The 18,190-nt window shown below is 63.2% G+C and carries 14 protein-coding genes and 4 pseudogenes; 6 read left to right on the top strand and 12 right to left on the bottom strand.

What is annotated here, in order from left to right:
- Positions 1-2: 2 nt before the first annotated feature.
- Positions 3-422, bottom strand: a complete 420-nt coding sequence (locus tag OWR21_RS06960) for a VOC family protein (RefSeq protein ID WP_332394876.1) — start codon at positions 420-422, stop codon at positions 3-5.
- Entirely contained in the window at positions 391-1,341 is a 951-nt protein-coding gene (locus OWR21_RS06955; protein WP_332394859.1) for a ketopantoate reductase family protein, read from the bottom strand. Before OWR21_RS06955 ends, OWR21_RS06960 begins: the two co-directional genes overlap by 32 nt.
- Positions 1,342-1,422: 81 nt before the next feature.
- On the opposite strand from OWR21_RS06955, the gene OWR21_RS06950 reads away from it, so the two are divergent.
- A complete protein-coding gene (locus OWR21_RS06950; protein ID WP_332394858.1) occupies positions 1,423-2,343 on the top strand; it encodes a LysR family transcriptional regulator in 921 nt (306 codons plus the stop codon).
- Positions 2,344-2,403: 60 nt separating this feature from the next.
- Here the strand turns inward: OWR21_RS06950 and OWR21_RS06945 are convergent, their stop codons facing one another.
- The gene (locus OWR21_RS06945) at positions 2,404-3,717 is read right to left on the bottom strand and encodes a hypothetical protein (protein ID WP_332394857.1); all 1,314 of its coding nucleotides are present in this window, start codon (positions 3,715-3,717) and stop codon (positions 2,404-2,406) included.
- A 475-nt stretch (positions 3,718-4,192) separates the two neighbouring features.
- Here OWR21_RS06945 and OWR21_RS06940 point away from each other — a divergent pair.
- Positions 4,193-5,773 (top strand): annotated as a pseudogene (locus OWR21_RS06940) (methyl-accepting chemotaxis protein); the annotation flags it as partial.
- 105 nt (positions 5,774-5,878) lie between these two features.
- Complete coding sequence (locus OWR21_RS06935; RefSeq protein ID WP_147218790.1) at positions 5,879-6,202, top strand: hypothetical protein; 324 nt, start codon at positions 5,879-5,881, stop codon at positions 6,200-6,202.
- A gap of 67 nt (positions 6,203-6,269) precedes the next feature.
- On the opposite strand, the gene OWR21_RS06930 is transcribed toward OWR21_RS06935, so the two are convergent.
- On the bottom strand, positions 6,270-6,707 hold the full coding sequence (locus OWR21_RS06930) for a hypothetical protein (RefSeq protein ID WP_332394856.1): 438 nt from the start codon (positions 6,705-6,707) through the stop codon (positions 6,270-6,272).
- A 137-nt stretch (positions 6,708-6,844) separates the two neighbouring features.
- Between OWR21_RS06930 and OWR21_RS06925 the strand changes: the two genes are divergently transcribed.
- The 3 genes from OWR21_RS06925 to OWR21_RS06915 all read left to right on the top strand — a co-directional run bounded on the left by OWR21_RS06925 (position 6,845) and on the right by OWR21_RS06915 (position 9,438).
- Positions 6,845-7,171 (top strand): hypothetical protein, encoded by a 327-nt coding sequence (locus OWR21_RS06925; protein ID WP_316898381.1) that lies wholly within the window; start codon positions 6,845-6,847, stop codon positions 7,169-7,171.
- 814 nt (positions 7,172-7,985) lie between these two features.
- A complete protein-coding gene (locus OWR21_RS06920) occupies positions 7,986-8,264 on the top strand; it encodes a hypothetical protein (RefSeq protein ID WP_332394855.1) in 279 nt (92 codons plus the stop codon).
- A gap of 274 nt (positions 8,265-8,538) precedes the next feature.
- Complete coding sequence (locus OWR21_RS06915; RefSeq protein WP_332394854.1) at positions 8,539-9,438, top strand: alpha/beta fold hydrolase; 900 nt, start codon at positions 8,539-8,541, stop codon at positions 9,436-9,438.
- A 39-nt stretch (positions 9,439-9,477) separates the two neighbouring features.
- On the opposite strand, the gene OWR21_RS06910 is transcribed toward OWR21_RS06915, so the two are convergent.
- From OWR21_RS06910 to OWR21_RS06880, 8 genes and pseudogenes are all read right to left on the bottom strand, one after another.
- On the bottom strand, positions 9,478-10,287 hold the full coding sequence (locus OWR21_RS06910; protein WP_316891377.1) for an arylamine N-acetyltransferase family protein: 810 nt from the start codon (positions 10,285-10,287) through the stop codon (positions 9,478-9,480).
- A 35-nt stretch (positions 10,288-10,322) separates the two neighbouring features.
- The gene (locus OWR21_RS06905) at positions 10,323-11,297 is read right to left on the bottom strand and encodes a helix-turn-helix domain-containing GNAT family N-acetyltransferase (RefSeq protein ID WP_332394853.1); all 975 of its coding nucleotides are present in this window, start codon (positions 11,295-11,297) and stop codon (positions 10,323-10,325) included.
- A gap of 110 nt (positions 11,298-11,407) precedes the next feature.
- Positions 11,408-12,981: pseudogene (locus OWR21_RS06900) on the bottom strand (methyl-accepting chemotaxis protein).
- 276 nt (positions 12,982-13,257) lie between these two features.
- Positions 13,258-14,277, bottom strand: a pseudogene (gene yjfF, locus OWR21_RS06895) (galactofuranose ABC transporter, permease protein YjfF); the annotation flags it as partial.
- Entirely contained in the window at positions 14,274-15,323 is a 1,050-nt protein-coding gene (locus OWR21_RS06890) for an ABC transporter permease (protein ID WP_147216261.1), read from the bottom strand. The gene OWR21_RS06890 and the pseudogene yjfF, both read right to left, overlap by 4 nt.
- On the bottom strand, positions 15,320-15,613 hold the full coding sequence (locus OWR21_RS12595) for a hypothetical protein (RefSeq protein ID WP_442968606.1): 294 nt from the start codon (positions 15,611-15,613) through the stop codon (positions 15,320-15,322). The genes OWR21_RS06890 and OWR21_RS12595 overlap by 4 nt, the downstream gene beginning before the upstream one ends.
- Positions 15,614-15,649: 36 nt before the next feature.
- Positions 15,650-16,763, bottom strand: a pseudogene (locus OWR21_RS06885) (sugar ABC transporter ATP-binding protein); the annotation flags it as partial.
- 261 nt (positions 16,764-17,024) lie between these two features.
- Positions 17,025-18,014, bottom strand: coding sequence for an ABC transporter substrate-binding protein (locus OWR21_RS06880; RefSeq protein WP_332394852.1), 990 nt, complete (start codon positions 18,012-18,014; stop codon positions 17,025-17,027).
- Between the last annotated feature and the right edge of the window lie 176 nt (positions 18,015-18,190).

Here is an 18,190-nt window from a genome sequence, read left to right as displayed (position 1 = left end):
GGTCATGCCTGTGCGCGTGGGTTGATGGCCAGCGCCTGCGCCACGCAAGACGCCGGCTTGGCCTGAATGAGCTCGACCGCCAGACCGTCCGGCAAGCGCAGCCAGTTACGCCCTTGCGGCATTTCGGTCACGCCGAAACCCTGTGCCAGGGCCAGCGCCGCTTCAAGGTCTTCGCACATCACGCCGAGGTGAGCCAGCCGCCCCTCCCGCCCCTCGAACTCCGGGGCGTGGATGAACTGCAGACCGCCGAGAGTCCAGTACTGCCGGGGTGCTTCGGGCGTGCCATCGATCTCGCGCAGGGTCATGCCCAGCACGTCTTCGAAGAAGCGGATGTGCCAGTGGATGTCCTTCACCCAGATGGCAACGTGTTCCAGATAGGCTTTGGGGCGCTCATGCGGTGGTCTCCTCGCGTTGACGGTCAGCCATCGCGCGCTCGATGCCCTTGATGCAAGCGACCAGCGTGGCATTGACCGGTGTCGGCACGCCGTACTGCTGCCCATAGCGCACAACCGAACCGTTGATGAAATCGATCTCGGTGATCGACCCTTTCTCCAGGCTTTGCAGCATCGATGTCTTGAACGCCGCGGGAAGTCCCTCGGCGGCAAGCGTCCAGGCCTGCTCCGGGTCCGTCATCGAGAGCTTCACGCCGGCGGCCTGCGCCGCCGCGATGGCCTCGGCCACCGCCGCAAGCGAGGTGGCCTTGAGCAGCGCATCGTCGTAGAGCTGGCCGTAGGTCAGTCGAGTGATACCCGTCAGCGCACCCGTGGCAACGTTCACCAGCAGCTTGTCCCACATCGTGCCGACAATGTTTTCGCTGACGGTGGTCGCAAGCCGCGCTGCGTTGAATGCGTCTGCAATGGCCTGCACACGCGGTGTCACGCGGCCGTCGAGTTCGCCGATGTACGTTGCCTTGCCAACCACGCCGGATTGAATGTGACCGGGGCCACGCAACACCCCGCCCACGTAGGTCTTGCCCGCCAGCACCCGTTCGCCGCCCACGATCTCCGCCAGGATCGCTTCATGCCCCAGGCCGTTCTGCAACGACAGCACGAGCGTATCGGGCCCAACGAGTGCGGCCGCGCCGCGCATGGCCGCATCGGTCTGGAAGGACTTGACGAGCACGATGACCAATTCCGCTACGCCGACTTCCGCAGCCTGCGTCGCCGCCAACACCGGGATGCGGCGCGTGCCCTGCGCGTCGTCAACCCGCAGGCCCTCGCCACGCATGGCGTTGACGTGCGCCGGTGAACGGCTGATGAGCCAGGCCTCGTGTCCGCCTTCCGTGAGCGCTGCGCCGATGGCGCAGCCCAGTGCGCCGGCGCCCAGAATCGCAATCTTCAATGGCGTCTCCTTGTCGTGTGGTTGCACGATAGGAGGCGGCACTTATACTGACAATACAATGATCAAAATACCGTTATTGCCATGGACAATAGTGCCGCGTTGCTGACCGATCTGCCCGACCTGAAGCTGCTGCAGCTGTTTGACCTGCTCTACGACGTGCGCAACGTCAGCCGCGTAGCCGAGCAGCTCGGGCAGAGCCAGCCGACCGTCAGCATCTGGCTCGGGCGCCTGCGCGACTACGTGCGCGATCCCCTCTTCATCCGCACGCCGGGAGGCATGGCACCCACGCCGCAGGCCGACGCCCTGATCGGCCCGTGCCGGGAGATTCTCGAATCGTTGAGGCGCTTTGCTGCGTGGGAGATTGCATTCGACCCTGCAACGGCGCAGCGGCGCTTTCGCATCTGCATGACAGACGCGAGCCACATCACGCTGCTGCCGCGTCTTCTGGCGTATGTACGCGCCCAGGCGCCCGGTGTCCGGCTGGAGGCTGCCCGGATTGACGGCAATACGGAACGCACGCTCGAATCCGGCGAGGCCGACCTGGCAATCGGCTACGTGCCGTGGCTGAGCGGCAGCATTTATCAGCAGCAGTTGTACGAGCAGGATTGGGTATGCCTGGCCAACCGCCATCACCCGAGAATCCGCACCCGGTTTGGCGTGAAGCAGTACTGCGCAGAGGGGCACATCGCCGTCACCGCAGGCACGGGGGCGCAGCTTCTCCAGCAGGCGCTGACGCGCGAGCGCATCGAGCGCCAAGTCGTGCTGGAACTGCCGGGGTTCCTCGGGCTGGGCGCGATTGTGCAAACGACGGACTTGATTACCACGCTGCCCCGCCACATTGGCGAGACGCTCGCACAGGCCAATGATCTGGCCGTTCGCGCGTGTCCATTTCCGGTGGAGGGCTTTGCCGTGCGGCAGCACTGGCATGCGCGGTATCACCACGAAGCCGGCAACCGTTGGCTGCGCGGCGTGGTCAGTCAGCTCTTTGGGGGATCGCGCTAGCCGAGGACGACGTTCGAGATATCCCGCGCCCAGCACCGAGTCAGACCCGGCACAAACCCATCACAGCCCATGCCGCGCCCGGTATGCGGCTTCCGCGCCCGCATGGTCCGGGCTTTCGCTGAAGTACTTCGCGCGCTCATCTTCCTCGTGGTGAATCGACTGCAGCTCGCTCGCGGTCAACTGGCGAGGCGCCGGGCGCGCCGCGCGCCTGAGCCCAACAGCAGCCGGAGCGGGTTGGCGGGCCTCATGGTCTGCGTAGGCCTGCTGATAGTTCGGCCTTTCGTTGTGGTAGCGGGCACGCTCGTCTTCGTCGTGCGCAATCTGGGCGCGCTGCGCATGGTCGAGCGTGGACGGAGCAACGCGCTGCATGCGCGGCGGTGCGGACTGCGCGCGGCGTTCCGGCGCCTGATTGTGGCGCGCGAGATAGCTGTCGAAGTTCGCACGGGCGCCACTGTAATCGGGATGCGTGTGGCCATGGTAAGCAGCCTCTTCCTCCGCCTCACGCTCGAAGTCGGCCAGCGTCCGCATCGGGGCGGTGTACTCATGTGCGGGCGTGGCTGGTGCGCTGCCCGGCCGGCCAGCCTGCGGCCCTCGCGCGGGCATCCCGTGCGCCTGCGTGGCCGGACGCCGCCGCTGGCTGGCGAACTCCTCAAGGTCCTTAAAGCTCAGCTTGGTCGGTGCGGCGGCCGGGCGCTGCGGCGTTGCGGCAGGCATCCGTGCAGTCGATACGCGCGGTGCCGGCGAAGACGTTCCCCTCGGCGGCCCCGCGTGCACGGCGGCCGGCTTGAGCGAGGCAACGAAGTGATCCAGGTTGAGATTGCGCGCATGATTGTCCTTGATACTCAGGATGACCTGCATCTGCTGGAGCAGCTTGACGGATTGCGCGGGCGGCAAATGTGCAACATGCCGATCGAGCGTTTCCATGGCGTCGATCGGTTTGCGCCACGCCTGCTTGCCGTGCTCGGTTGGCAAATGCTCGATCTGGCTCAATACGCGCGCGCGATGATGCTGGACCGAGGTGTTGCCACCCGACACGCCATGGCCTGGCGTGCGCACAGACCTGGGCGGCGCGGCAACCTCGCGACGCACCGGGGCGTTGTTGGCCATGGCCGGTTGCTGGACGAGTGGTGGAACCTGAGCAGCCGGTCGGGCCACCTGCGGTTTGGCGGGTGGCTCCGCGGGCCGATTGATATGCAGCATCCGCTGCAGCGCGCGCCCAGCACGACGCGGGCTCGCTGCGAGCGATGCCAAGACGCCCTGCCGAGACCGAACCGGGTTGCCACTGGGCTGCTGCGGCGCAATGTTCTCTTTGTTCGCCTGGTTGCGGTGATGCGGCAGCGTAGTGGGTGTTGAGCCGATGCGGTGGTTGCCCATGGACTTGGTCCTCAGATTCGGAGGAGAGAGACAACTATCCGCTGCCCTGCACAGGCGCATAGCGTCGTCGACCATGTTAGATCGGCGCCTGCCGCGTGCTGCCGCCGCCACGAAAGGTCAAAGCATCCAGCGAAGTTGCTGCGCCATGGAGGAAGCAGAACCGTTCTTCCCCCTCTCAACCACCACCAAACGGCCCCTCCAAAAAGACTAATCACCACCCGCACCTGCGCAACTACCTGCCCAGGCAACGTGCACCACCGGAGCATTTCGCCCTCGTGCTGGACTGAGATCGCGCTACTCCATGACGCTCGCGTTAGTTGCACCAATTCTCAAAATTCCTCACATGGAGAGGATTACCCCCACTTGGTCGCTTCAGCATCAAGTTTCCTTGCCGTTGCAATTTTCGAGCAGTGCCATCGGGGCCTGCCATCAACAAACGGCGCAGTCAGAAGGCCGAACGACCGGGGAAACCACAATGGGGATCAACAACTTGACGGTGCGCACCAAGCTCACCTTGGCATTTGGCTTTCTGGCGGCGCTGGTGCTGCTGGTCTCAGCGCTTGCGGTCCAGGCGCTGAGCGAGTCGAACGCGCGTTTTTCAAAGTACGTGAACGGCGTCAACGCCCGGGCCTTGCTGTCCGAACGCGTGCGCACGGCAGTGGACCGCCGCGCCATTGCGGCGCGCAACCTCGTGCTCGTGACCAAGCCTTCGGACATCGATCTGGAAAAAGCCGCTGTTAAGCAGGCGCATGAAGACGTGCAGAGCCGCCTGAGCAAACTCAAAGAGTTGACCGCGCAAGCCGGCGACACCGATGACCGCGCACGGGCCTTGGTTGCTGACATCGACAGCGTTGAGGTGAAGTACGGCCCCGTGGCGCTCGCCATTGTCAACGCCGCGCTTACGGGCAAGCACGAAGAATCGATCACGATGATGAACGAGCAGTGCCGCCCGCTGCTGGCCGCGCTCATCAAGGCCACCAATGCCTACAGCGAACACGCCCGCGATCGCGCCCACGAGATGGAGCAGCAGTCTGCCGAGCGCTACGCCTTCCAGCGCACGCTGCTCATCGGCATCTGCCTTGCCACTGTGCTGGGTGCCTTGGGTGCCGGCATTCTCATCACCCGCGGCCTGACCCGTGCCCTGGGTGCCGAGCCCGACGCCCTGAGCGACATCACGCGCCGCGTGGCCTCCGGAGACCTGGGCCCCGTGCCCGGCGGCGCAACGGCACCGCGCGGCAGCATCCTCGCCTCCATGTCGGACATGCAGGCCAGCCTCGTGAAGCTGATCGACCAGGTTCGCCAGGCTGCGCACGGCATCGCCAGCGATGTGGGCCAGATCGCCACCGGCAATCAAGACCTCTCTTCTCGCACCGAGCAACAGGCCTCGTCTCTGCAAGAGACGGCCTCCAGCATGGAAGAGCTGACCTCCACCGTGAAGCAGAACGCCGACAATGCCCAGCAGGCCAGCGTGCTCGCATCGGATGCCTCGGAGATCGCCCAACGCGGCAGCGCCGTGGTCGGCAACGTGGTCGACACCATGAGCGACATCCGCAGCAGCTCGACCAAGGTGGTCGACATCATTGGCCTGATTGAAGGCATTGCGTTCCAGACGAACATCCTCGCGCTCAACGCCGCAGTGGAAGCCGCCCGCGCGGGCGAACAAGGCCGCGGCTTTGCCGTGGTGGCCAGTGAAGTCCGCAGCCTTGCGCAGCGTTCGTCCAGCGCCGCCAAGGAGATCAAGGAACTCATCAGCACCTCGGTGCAAAAGATCGAGGACGGCTCTTCGCTGGTGGAAACCGCCGGCAAGACCATGACCGAAGTCACCCAGGCCGTGGCCCGCGTGACCGACATCATGGGCGAGATTGCCGCCGCTTCTGTCGAGCAGAGCCGTGGCATCGAGCAGATCAACCTGGCGATTACGCAGATGGACGAAGTGACCCAGCAGAACGCCGCGCTGGTCGAACAGGCAGCGGCCGCATCCACGTCATTGGAAGGTCAGGGCCAGCAACTGAGCCACGCGGTTGCGTTCTTCCGCTTGCACGGAGCAGCCGCGGCGGCCTGATGCAGCCACGCAGTGGCAGAAGAAGCGCGGTGGCGCTACGATCCATGCCCACCGTCCGCTTCTTGTCTGCTTCGCCACTCCGCTGGTGAAGCGCTCCCCATGCCACGTCACCACCACCACGTTTATGTCGTCGAGCTGTCGCGGCAAGTGCTGAGCGAAGCGCGCTTCGTGAAGGCCAATCCCGATTACCTCGGCGGCAAACCTTGCGTCTATGTCGGCATGACAGGACAGTCGCCGGACGTGCGCTTTGACAAGCACAAGGCGGGGCTGAAATCGAATCGGTTCGTACGCGAGTACGGCTTGCGCCTGATGCCCGAGCTGTACGAATGCTTCAACCCGATGCCTTATGAGGCGGCGCGGGAGATGGAGGTCGAACTGGCGATCGGATTGCGCGAGGAAGGGTATGCCGTGTGGCAGGCGTAGATTGGCAACGCGCGCCTTGTCTCGGAATCGGTGACCGGAATCGGCACACGCATCCGGAACCCCGACGCTAGTTGATCAAATCCTTGGCAGCCTTGGCGCCCTCTTCCATCAGCTTGGCTTGCGCGTTGGCGCGGTTCAGCACGTTCTGCATCTCTGCGCTGCGGATCATGGTTTCGGCCTGCATTTGCATGATGCGCTCCATGCGTGAGTCGGCATCACCGTGTGTGCGCGGGAGTTCCGAGCGGGGCAGATCCGCCCGGCGTTGCTTGGCTTGCGGCTGTGCAGCATCACCGCTCGACTCGCGTGGGCGCTTCGTACCGCGCGCAGACAGCGCGCCCAGCTCCCCTTGCGACGTACGCGCGGTGCGCTGGGGGGCCTGAGGGAGCGACGGCTTTACCGGCGACGAGCCGGGCGCGTCGTTGGGGCTGATGTGTGTCTGGACGCTCGGTCCGCTGATCTTCGATGGAATCGGCATGGCGGCAGCAATGGTCAATAACGCCTGCATGCTAGGCGGCCGATTGCAGCGTCCGGCACGATCATGCGAAAGTGCGATCGCATGTGCGAAGCCCGCCCATGCGCCATCGCATGTCGAGCAATCGCTCGCAACCACTCACACAATCAACTACGCGCTCGGAGGCGTTGATGCAGGTGCTGGACCACGAACCGCAGAGCTGGTTTTTATTTGAAGCGGACGGCGAACTGTATCTGGATGCCAACTGCAACCATGGCGCTTTTGGCTACAGCTTCATGATTCGGCTCACCACGGCGGAAGCTCGAAAATATCGCGATGAAGGTCGGGGTTATTTGAGCTGGCTGGCTGAGGACATACACAATTCCGCGCCGATTTTGTCGGCCAGTTCGTCGCCGTATAGAACCCGGAAGGCGACCAAGGAGGAAGAAGCCGACGCGAGCACTGCGTTGGCGGCATGGCAGGCGGAACGGATTCGGAGCCTCAAGCTCGGCGCTTGAGGGTTAATCCTCCGACTGCCGCCACTCAACCCCCGCTTGCCGCCCTCCAAGACCCGACCGCGAGGCTTTTTGCCCCGCCGCTGCTGCTTTTGCAGCAATGAATCGGACCTTTGACCTCGACACACGGGGTTCCGAACGCCGCGCATGGGGTTCTGAACCCGACGCGTGACCCTTTTTGCCTCGCGCTTGCTGCTTTTTTCAGCAACACATGCTGCTTTTTGGGGCACGGTCGACGGTCTGAACTCCGCGATTGAGGTTCTGAACTCGGCCGTTGAGGTTCTGAACTCGGCCGTTGGTGTTCTGGACTCGATGGCTGAGGCTCGGAACCCGGCGTGTCAGGCTTTTTGCTCGGCATTTGAGGTTCGGAACTCGGCGATTCGAGTTCCGAACCCGGCGCACGGCGTTCTGGACTCCACGAATACGTTCTGATTTGGCCCCGAGACAAACCGCAACTTGCCGCCGCTGCTTGCCGCCCCTAAACTCTGTCCCGCTCGCGCAAACCAAGCGCAGCCGGGACTGCAATCCCGAATTCAAGTTCACCCGTGAGTGCCGTTATAGCCCTCGCGTGCCGTCGTTCGTCCCTATGGGCGGGCCCGGCAGGGAGGGCCTCGGCCCTGCCGGTTGTGGTGAACTTGATCGGTATTGCAGACCTTGTCGTGTGCCCGCCCACCCTCACCGGTGGGTGGCTCCTCAATCAACCAGAGGGCAAGACAATGGATCAACCGACCCAAGCTGTACCCATCCCACGCGGGCATCGCCCCGCAAACTGTCAGTTCACCTGCATCGCGCAACGTCCTCCGTCCGGAGGTGCCCGATGAACGTCGATGACAACCTCCTGTATGCGCAGGGCGCCTTGGCCGCGAAGGAATATCTGCACAAAACGCGGATGAACATGAAGGTGCATCGGCTGTTCGAGCCCCATACGCTGCGCTTTCATTACGAGTTCCACGTCAAGAACAAGGCCCTTGAATACCAGGCCGGGTTTATGGACGCGATTGGGGCGTTCATGCTGACCGCGTTGGATGGCGTGGGAGTCGACCTGTTCCGGTGGGAAGTGCTGCAGGTGCTGGACCGAGTGAATCGCAAGAAATAATTAGAACAGCAGTCAAAGCGAACCCGCGACGGGCGGGGGCGCCAGCGGTCGACGCGTCAGCAAGCACACTCATCATTGCCCGCACGGACCTGGTTGATAGAGCGCTGTTCTTTCTTCTCTATCCAATTCCGCTCTTTATCTTTTTTTAGCTACGAGAAAGCGTAGATCACTTGCATTGGTTGCATGAATCTATCGTAAGCGGTCCGTGGTACACGTCGGGCAAAGAGCAGTCCATCGTCCATAATGAATCGCACATCGTCCTCTATGAGGCACCATGATCTTCGATAGCGCCCCAGGCATCACTGTCAATACAGGCGAAGCCGAGATCTTTCTCAAAAGACTCGGCGCTGGTCCACCGTTGCTTCTGCTTCACGGCTTTCCTGAAACACATTTGATGTGGAGGGAAATCGCGTCACGACTCTCCGATCAGCATGAAGTGTTCTGCCCAGACCTGCGTGGATATGGAAAGAGCAGTTACCCGGCCTCGACTCCAGACCACGCGCCCTATAGCAAACGGGCAATGGCAAGAGACATGGTTGAACTCATGCGCGGATTCGGCCACGAGCAATTTTCGGTCGTCGGTCATGACCGAGGCGCCCGCGTTGCACACCGGATGGCGTTGGATTTCCCGGCTTGCGTCCGCCACCTTGCCGTGCTCGATATCTTGCCGACCGAAGTCGTCTGGAACAAGGCTGACGCCAAATTGGCATTGGCCTTCTGGCCATGGTCCCTACTATCTCAGCCCGCGCCGCTTCCAGAGCGGCTGATTTCCGCCGCGCCGGATGCGGTCATTAATAATGCATTGAACGATTGGGGAAGCCGGTCTGACGCATTCTCGCTAGACGTGCGAAATGCATATATTGACGCTTTACGCGATCCCGCGCGCGTTCATGCAATTTGTGAGGAATATCGAGCAGCCGCAACGATCGACCGTGAGCATGATGTTGCCGATATGGCTGCAAATAAAAAGGTGACCTGCCCGCTACTCGCTGTATGGAGTAAAAATGGTGGAATAGAAAAGTGGTACCAAGACGATGGCGGGCCGTTAGAAATCTGGCGGAATTTCGCGTGTGACGTTGAAAGTCATGCGCTTGATGGCGGCCACTTTTTTCCTGAAGAAATGCCGGAACGGACTGCGGATGTTCTTCGCAAGTTCCTACAGAAGCGGGCCTGACATGGGCTGGCGGACGGCGCGACTTACAAACCGTCCTCCTCAATTCCACCCCTCCACCCCCGGCACCCGCATCCCCTCCACCTCGGGCAAATCAATCCCAAAGTACTCAACCAACAGCCCTCGCAACGCGCGGCGGTCTTCCAGCTCGAACCTGTACGGCGTATTCCCGCGCCAGATCGTGGCGTCCCGATTCATGACCGTCACGCGCCCTTCGTCGGTCAACGACCGCATGAGGATGCGGTTCATGAAGGGCGAGTTCGGATACGTGCTCGTGTAGTGGTTCGCCATTTCGAAATCGATCGGGTAGTCCTGCTCCATCGTGGTGACCCAGGCGTCGACCGGCGTGTCGCTGCGCACCTGGGCGCGGAGTATCCAGCGGTCTTCATCACGCACCATCCAGTGCAGTTCTCCGTCGATATGGGCTTGCGTGCCATCCAGCGGCACAGGCACACGCGGGGCCAATGAGCCAAAGCCGGGGTCGACGACGAAGGTGCCTTCGGGCAACGGCACGGTCAGGAACATGTGGGTGCGCGGCGCCTCGGTGCGCGGCGCGAGGAGGATCACGCGCGACGAGTGGCGCGTCGGCTGAAAGCCAAGCTGCTCCAACACCGCAGCAAACAAGGTGGCGTGCTCGAAGCAGTAGCCGCCGCGGCGTGCGTGAACAAGCTTGTTCTGCAGGCTCTCCAGGTCGATGCGGATGCCGCGCCCGAGCAGCACGTCGAGGTTTTCAAACGGAATGTGCCGCATGTGCGCGTGCACCAGCTGCGCGAGCGTGTCGTAGTTTGGGCTGACGCTGCCGCCCCACTGGATGCGGTTGAAATAGGCATCCAGATTGAGTTGCGATGTCACGTATGGTCTCCTTGTGCGCCTGGGGCGACGCAAGGTCAGCCCGGTTTGCGGCGGCGGAATTGTTGTTCGGTTACGGTGCTGCCCCACTGCGTACCGGCTTCTTCCTGCGTGAGCTGAAAGCCGAACGATTCGTACAGGTGACGGGCGGCATCCAGGCCTTTGAAGGTGTTGAGGTAGGTCTCGTCAAAGCGCTCGTCGACAAAGCGCATGGCTTGCGACATGAGCTTGCGACCAATGCCCGTGCCGCGCAGTGAATCATCCACGATGAACCAGCGCAGGTGTGCAGCACGATAGTGCGGATTTCCGTCGATGGCCAGCGATGCGAGGCAGCGGCCATTCTCCACACACAACCAGAGTGCCTTGTCGGGGTCGGGCAAGGATTGCGCAAAGTCGGCGAGTTCCTTGGCAACGCGGCGCTCGAAGAACACGCCAAAGCCCCAGTGCTGCGCGTAGAAGCGGCCGTGCAGGCTGGCGATGTCGCCAATGCAGCCAGGCACGTAGCCTTGCACGATCTGCGGGCCGGCATCAGCGGCGGCTTGCGCGGGCTTGTGGTCGTTGTCGTCGGCCAGCGCGCTGACGTATTGCGACAGCGATGCGACAAGCCGCTGCTGATCTGCCGGGGTCAGGTGACGCAGCGCGTTGGAGACCTGCTCGGAGGCAAATGCGTCGATCTTGCGGCGCACTTGCTGGCCGCTCTTGGTCAGGTGCAGTTCGGAAGATCGGGCATCGTCAGCGCACGTGCGGCGTTCGACCAGCCCCGCAGATTCGAGCCGCGTGACTTGGCGGCTGGTGCTCGATTTGTCCAGCCGCAGGCGTTCGGCCAGGTCGCGCGCCTGGATGCCGGGCGCACCGGCAATCTCCAGAATCGCGTGTACGGCGGAGGGCGGCAGGTCGCTCTCGGCCAGCGTGTTGCGCATAAAGCCGAGTTCGCGGACGAGCTTGCGGGACACCTCTCGCAGCTCGCGGATGGTCTGTTCGCGCGATTGCGCGGGCGCTTCAATGATGTCCATGCCGGCCTCAGATAGTTGTTTCGCGCAACCAATATAGTTGCACGAAACAACTTTACAAGACCGGCAATTCCTTAATGGAAGTGCGCCTGACGCCTCATCCGCAGGGCCGCTTAAGCAAACGCGGGCCGTCCCGCCCCGTCCGCCAAGCGGAACACCGACACCGCGTGCCGCAAGGTCGTCGCCTGCTCTTCCAGCGATTGCGCCGCGGCGGCCGCCTGCTCGACGAGGGCGGCGTTCTGCTGTGTGACTTCGTCCATCTGCGTGACAGCTTGGTTGACCTGCTCGATGCCACGGCTCTGCTCGGCAGAGGCGGCGGCAATCTCGGCCACGATCTCCGACACGCGGCGGATGGCGTCCTTCACTTCGCTCATGGTCTCGCCCACCGCAGCGGCCTGCTGCGAGCCCGCCTGCACGACGGCAGCGGAGTCACCAATCAATCCCTTGATTTCCTTGGCGGCGGAGGCCGAGCGTTGCGCAAGCGTGCGTACCTCGCTGGCAACGACAGCAAAACCCCTGCCCTGCTCACCGGCGCGCGCCGCTTCCACTGCGGCGTTCAGCGCGAGGATGTTGGTCTGGAAGGCGATGCCCTCGATCAACCCCGTGATCTCGGAAATCTTGCCGGAGCTGGTGCTGATCCGGTCGATGGTGCCGACCATGGCCTGCACGGCCTCGTTGCCGGCCTGCGCGATCGTGCTGGCGCTGGAGGCAAGGCTGTCCGCCTGGGCGGCGTTCTCAGCGTTCTGCTTCACGGTCTCCGTCAACTGCGTCATGCTCGACGCGGTTTCCTCCAGCGATGCGGCCTGCTGTTCCGTGCGCGAAGACAAATCAATGTTGCCGGCTGCAATTTCTTGGGACGCCACCGTCACGGATTCGGCCGATACCTTGATGCCGCGCACCGTCTCGGCCAATTGGTGGTCCATCGTGCGCAGGGCGGCCAGCAGTTCGCCGAACTCGCCCCGCGTGTCGATCACGATGTTGTTCTCCAACTGCCCGCCGGCAATGTGGTTCGCAACGTTGACCGCGCGGCTCAGCGGACGAGAGATGGCGCGCAGCAGATACCAGCACATGCCCACGCCCACCGCAAACCCCGCACACACCAGCACAACGGCCACGCTGAAGATGGAGTGGTAGGTGGCCTCGCTATCGTCGACGGAGGCCTTGGCCTCTTCCAGGTTGAGCGCAATGTCTTTTGTGAGCAGGTCGCTCACGGCCTGTCCGGACGAGGCATGGCGGTTGATGATCTGTGCGGCCGCGTCGTGGTGGCCGCTTTGCAGCGCTTCGATCGCTTCATTCGTTGCGGTGTTGAATTGCGGCAGGGCGTCGTTGATCTTGCTGGCGACTTCGCGTTCCTTTTCGCTCGTCACGCTGGCAGGGTAGTACTGCTTCCACGCACTGTTGATCTTGTCCAGATCTGCGCGCATGGTGCGCACGGCTTCAGCAACCTGCGCTGCATCGTCCGTGAAGACCTGCGCGCGGCGCAGCTGCAGGCGTACGTCCAGTTGCGTGCTGCGAAGCTCGGCAAGCTTGGCGATGGGCAGCGTGTTGCTGGTGTAGGCGTCGACAATGTTGCCGTTCAGACGCATCAGGCCGCGCACCCCAAAACACCCGTGGCCAACAGAAGCACCAGGCACAGACCAAACGCGCCCAGCAATTTGAAGCGCACCGAATGCACGATAGACGGCATGATTTCCCCGCTTTGTTTCTCCGGACGCACGTGCTCCGGATTGTTGGATCTTCTACGTCTGCATATCGGTAGGCCGTGAAATACCTTAAGTGCGTGAGTTGAAGCGTCCACATTGCGCCCTGCATCCATGCATGCATTGGCAGGTTGGGTGCGCGACGGAAGACATCGGAGCGTCGGCCCGTTCGAGCGACGGGCCGACATTGAGCAGGAAGAATGCGTGCGCCTAGTTGAACGGTGGCACGGCGTGCGACTGCATGAGCATGGCCGAGGCAGGAGTGTCCTTGGCCGATTCATTGGACCGCTGCGCCGGCCTGTGCGGGCTCGCGGGCGGCAATGACGTCCCCGTTGCACGCGCCCCAGGAAACGCTGCATGAGGCAGAAGAGGCACAGCAGCACGCCAATGGCAATGCGTGCCCACCACGAGCTGAGCGTGCCGTCAAAGGTGATCAACGACTGGATGACGCCAAGCAACAGCACGCCCACCACGCTGCCGCTGATGAGCCCCACGCCGCCAGTGAGCAGCGTGCCGCCGACCACCGTGGCCGCAATGGCGTCCAGCTCCATGCCTTGCGCGTGCAGCCCGTAGCCGGACAGCATGTAGAACGTGACCAGCACCCCGCCCAGCGCCGAGCAGAAACCGCTGAGCACATAGACGAGGATGCGCGTGCGCGCCACGGGCAGGCCCATCAGCAATGCGGACCGTTCATTGCCGCCCAGCGCGTACACCGTGCGGCCAAAGCGGCTGCAATGCGCAAGCCACGCGGCCGCGGCAAACACCACCAGCGCAATCACCACGCTGGGCGATACGTAGTTGCCGCCGCCCACCTGGATCTTGTACTGCGACAGCGCGGTATAGATCGGGTCTGTAATGCTGATCGAATCGATGCTGATGAGGTAGCACAGCCCCCGCGCGAGAAACATGCCGCCCAACGTGACGATGAACGGCTGGATGCGGAACACCTGGATCAGCACGCCCATCACCAGGCCGAACAGGCACCCGACGGCGAGCACCAGCGGCACCACCACACCGATCGACCAGCCGTGGTGCTCGACCAGCGCGGCCGAGATCATGGTGGTCAGCGCCACCACCGCCCCCACCGATAGATCGATGCCGCCCGACAGAATGACGAACGTCATGCCGATGGCCACGACGATCAGGAACGCGTTGTCGATCAGCAGATTGAGAAACACCTGCACGCTGAAGAAGCCCGTGTAAGTGACCGAACCGAAGCCGAACAGCAGCGCAAACAGAAACAGCGTGACGTAGAACGGTAAGCGCCGTGGATTGATTTTCATGACTGCGCCCCTGCACGGCTGTGGCGTTGAAAGAGCATGCTGCGAAACGCCGGCGATTGCGCCAGGCACACGGCAAACACCACCACGGCTTTCACCACGAGGTTGATTTCCGGCGGCACGCCCATGGAGTAGATCGCGTAGGTGAGCGTCTGGATGATGAGCGCGCCGATCACGCTGCCCCACAGGCTGAACTTGCCGCCCGCCAGCGAGGTACCGCCCAGCGTGACGGCCAGGATGGCGTCAAGCTCCAGCAACAGCCCGGCGTTGTTGCCGTCCGCGCTCTTGACGTTGGAGCAGATGATGAGCCCCGCAACACCAGCCATGGCACCGCAGAACGCATAGATGCCAAACAGCAGCGCCTTGGTGTTCAGCCCAGCAAGCCGCGCGGCCACGGGGTTGATGCCGACGGCCTCGATGAACAGGCCCAGCGCCGTGCGATGCATCAACAGCAGCAACAGGCCGAGCACGGCGGCGGCGATGTACAGCCCGAACGGCAGGCCGAACAGATAGCCGTTGCCTACGAAGAAGAACGGCTCGTAGTAGACGGTGATGATCTGCCCGCCGGTAATGAGCTGCGCCACGCCGCGGCCGGCCACCATCAGGATCAGCGTGGCGATGATGGGCTGCATGCCCGCCCCCGCCACCAGCAGGCCGTTCCACATGCCGCACACCAGCGCCGCGCCCACGGCCGCGAGCAGCGCCAGCAGCAGCGGCACCTTGGTCACGTAGACAGGCAGGCCGTTCTGCACGACCAGCGTGCCGCCGACAAGCGATGCCGCAATGGCGCCGGATATGGCGACCACCGCGCCCACCGAAATATCGATGCCGCCCACCGCAATCACCAGCGTCATGCCGAGCGAGACGAGCATCAGCGGCGCTGCGCGGTTGAGGATGTCGATCAGGCTGCCGTACAGATGCCCATTACGAACGTCGAGGTGAAAGAAATGCGGGTTGAACCACGCGTTGAGCAGACACAGCAGGAGCAGCGTCACGCCGGGCCAGAACAATCGGTGGCTGGTCAGTGCGCGCAGATTGGCGGGATTCATGCGGCGCCTCCGGTGGAGGTGGACTGGGTGTTGGACTGGCTGGCGGGCACGTCGCCGCCGGCAATCACGTGGCACAGGTTGTCTTCGGTCACATCGGCGCCGGCCAGCTCGCCCACCTTCTTGCGATCGCGCAGGATCGCCAGCCGGTGGCTTACGCGCAGCACCTCCGGCAGCTCGCTGGAGATGAACAGGATGGCCATGCCCTTGCGGCACTGCGCGGTCACCAGGTCCATGATGTCGAGCTTGGCGGCAATGTCGATGCCGCGCGTGGGCTCATCCAGGATCAGCATGGCGGGGTCGGTGGCCAGCCAGCGCGCGAGCACGGCTTTCTGCTGGTTGCCGCCCGAGTTGGCCGATGGGCTTTTCAGCATCGGGCGTCTTGATGCCGAGCTGGGCGATGTACTGGTCGGCAATCTCGCGCTGGCGCTTCTTGGGCAGATAGCGGAACAGGCCGCGCTTGGCCTGCAGCGCGAGGATGATGTTCTCGCGAATCGACAGCTCGGCAATGATGCCTTCGGTCTTGCGGTCTTCCGGGCAGAAGCCGATGCCCTGCCGAATGGCGTCACGCGGCGAGCTGAACTGGTGCGACTGGCCCTGCACGTTGATCGAGCCCGCATCGTTGCGGTCTACGCCAAACAGCAGGCGCGCGGTCTCGGTGCGGCCCGAGCCCAGCAGGCCGCCAAGGCCCAGCACCTGCCCGGGGCGGACGTCCAGATCGAGCGGCTGCACCGCGCCACGACGGCCCATGCCGCGCGCGCTCAGGAACGCTGGCGCCGTGTCGTCCACGGGCGGCACCTCGGTACGCTCGAAACGGCTCGCATCAATGTCGCGCCCGACCATCTTGTTGATCAGTTGCAGCTGCGGCAGATCGCGCGCGGCGTATTCGCCTTCCAGCCGGCCATTGCGCAGCACGGTAATGCGGTCGGCAATCGCGTACGTCTGCTCCAGAAAATGCGTGACGAACAACACTGCCATGCCGCGCGCCTTGAGCGTGCGAATGGCGGTAAACAGCCGGGCCACTTCATCGTCGTCCAGGCTGGAGGTGGGCTCGTCCAGGATCAGGATGCGGGCTTCGGTGGAAAGCGCACGCGCAATCGCCACCATCTGCTGAATGGCCACCGGATACAACGACAGCGGCAGCGTCACGTCGATGTGGATGTTCAGATCCGCAAGCAGCGCCTGCGCCGCCCGGTTGGTGGCGCGCCAGTCGATGCTGCCCAGCCGCATGGGAAAGCGGCCGATGTGGATGTTCTCCGCCACGGTCAGGTTCGGGCAGAGATTGACCTCCTGATACACCGTGCTGATACCGAGCTTTTGTGCCTCCAGCGGAGAACCTGGAGCGATGGGCTGACCGCCTAGCAGGATCTCGCCGGCATCCGGCGCTTCAACGCCGGTCAGCACTTTGATGAGCGTCGATTTGCCGGCGCCGTTCTGCCCCATCAGGGCATGCACCTCACCGGGCAACAAGCGGAAATCGACCCCGGCCAGCGCCTGCACGCCGGGAAAGTTCTTGCAGATGCCGCGCATGTGCAGCAGCGCGCCGCGTGCATCTGTCGCGGCGGGTTGATCAACGTGATCAGACATGGGTGTCACCTGTTAACGTGGCGCAGCCGGCAGGCGAGTCACCGTAACCCGCGCTGCCGGCATGCTCCACTTCAGCTAAGGGCTTGCGAACGCAATTGAGTACGCAATACGCAGTACTCAGTACTTGCGGTTCGGGAACTCCTTGGCCGCCACATCCATCGGGAAGATGCCTTCCTTGGTGACGATGCGCTTGGGCACGGTCTTGCCTGCCAGCACGGCGCGCGCGGTATCCATCAGCTGCGGCCCGAGCAGCGGGCTGCACTCCACCGTCACGTTCAGCTTGCCGGCCATCATGGCTTCAAACGCGCCCTTCACACCGTCGATGGAAATGATGGTGATGTCCTTGCCCGGCTTCAGGCCTGCCTCTTCAATGGCCTGGATGGCGCCGATGGCCATGTCGTCGTTGTGCGCGAACAGCACGTTGATCTTCTTGCCCTCGGCCTTGAGGAAGGCTTCCATCACTTCCTTGCCCTTGGCGCGGGTGAAGTCGCCGGTTTGCGAGCGGATGATCTTGTAGTGCGGGTCAGCCTTGATGATCTCTTCAAACCCGCGCTTGCGATCGATGGCGGGTGCGGAGCCGACGGTGCCTTGCAGTTCGACGATGTTCACATCGCCGCCCTTGGGCTTGACGTTTTCAAGCAGCCAGCGGCCGGCCTTGCGGCCTTCCTCGACAAAGTCCGAACCGATGAACGTGGTGTAGAGCGAGGTGTCTTTGCTGTCGATGCCGCGGTCGGTGAGGATGACCGGGATCTTGGCGGCCTTGGCCTCCTGCAGCACGGTGTCCCAGCCCGATTCCACCACCGGCGAGAACGCAATCACATCGACCTTCTGCGCGATGTACGAGCGGATCGCCTTGATCTGGTTTTCCTGCTTCTGCTGTGCGTCGGAGAACTTCAGGTTCACGCCCTGCGCCTTCGCCGTCGATTTGATGGACTCCGAATTGGCGGTACGCCATTCGCTCTCGGCACCCACCTGCGCGAAACCCATGGTGAACGACTTGTCGGCCGCATGAGCCGCTGTCGTCAAGCCCGTGGTCAGCAGCACACCGGCGGTGGCCAGGAAGGTCAATACGGTCCGTCTGGCGCACGCAGCGCTCGTTTTTTTCATCGTTTGTCTCCGTTATGGTGGAACGCAGCCGGTCACTGCCCCCGGGGCTGCGCACGTCGTCTTTGCAACGCGATACACGAGTCGAATCCGGCATGCGGCGCCCGTCTTCCGCTGCCGGCGATTCGTGGTGAGCCATGGTATGGACAGCCTGACATGACCGTCTAATGTTTTTTGGG

This window comes from Ralstonia sp. 1B3 (genome assembly GCF_036631435.1).
Note: the sequence above shows the minus strand (reverse complement) of the source record. Positions and strands in the feature narration are given on the sequence as shown.

Excerpts from the sequence above, each read along its gene's own strand:
- OWR21_RS06950 (WP_332394858.1), top strand. The coding sequence starts at position 1,423 with ATGGACAATAGTGCCGCGTTGCTGACCGATCTGCCCGACCTGAAGCTG.
- OWR21_RS06945 (WP_332394857.1), bottom strand. The coding sequence starts at position 3,717 with ATGGGCAACCACCGCATCGGCTCAACACCCACTACGCTGCCGCATCAC.
- OWR21_RS06935 (WP_147218790.1), top strand. The coding sequence starts at position 5,879 with ATGCCACGTCACCACCACCACGTTTATGTCGTCGAGCTGTCGCGGCAA.
- OWR21_RS06930 (WP_332394856.1), bottom strand. The coding sequence starts at position 6,707 with ATGCAGGCGTTATTGACCATTGCTGCCGCCATGCCGATTCCATCGAAG.
- OWR21_RS06925 (WP_316898381.1), top strand. The coding sequence starts at position 6,845 with ATGCAGGTGCTGGACCACGAACCGCAGAGCTGGTTTTTATTTGAAGCG.
- OWR21_RS06920 (WP_332394855.1), top strand. The coding sequence starts at position 7,986 with ATGAACGTCGATGACAACCTCCTGTATGCGCAGGGCGCCTTGGCCGCG.
- OWR21_RS06915 (WP_332394854.1), top strand. The coding sequence starts at position 8,539 with ATGATCTTCGATAGCGCCCCAGGCATCACTGTCAATACAGGCGAAGCC.
- OWR21_RS06905 (WP_332394853.1), bottom strand. The coding sequence starts at position 11,297 with ATGGACATCATTGAAGCGCCCGCGCAATCGCGCGAACAGACCATCCGC.
- OWR21_RS06890 (WP_147216261.1), bottom strand. The coding sequence starts at position 15,323 with ATGAATCCCGCCAATCTGCGCGCACTGACCAGCCACCGATTGTTCTGG.
- OWR21_RS12595 (WP_442968606.1), bottom strand. The coding sequence starts at position 15,613 with ATGCTGATCCTGGATGAGCCCACGCGCGGCATCGACATTGCCGCCAAG.
- OWR21_RS06880 (WP_332394852.1), bottom strand. The coding sequence starts at position 18,014 with ATGAAAAAAACGAGCGCTGCGTGCGCCAGACGGACCGTATTGACCTTC.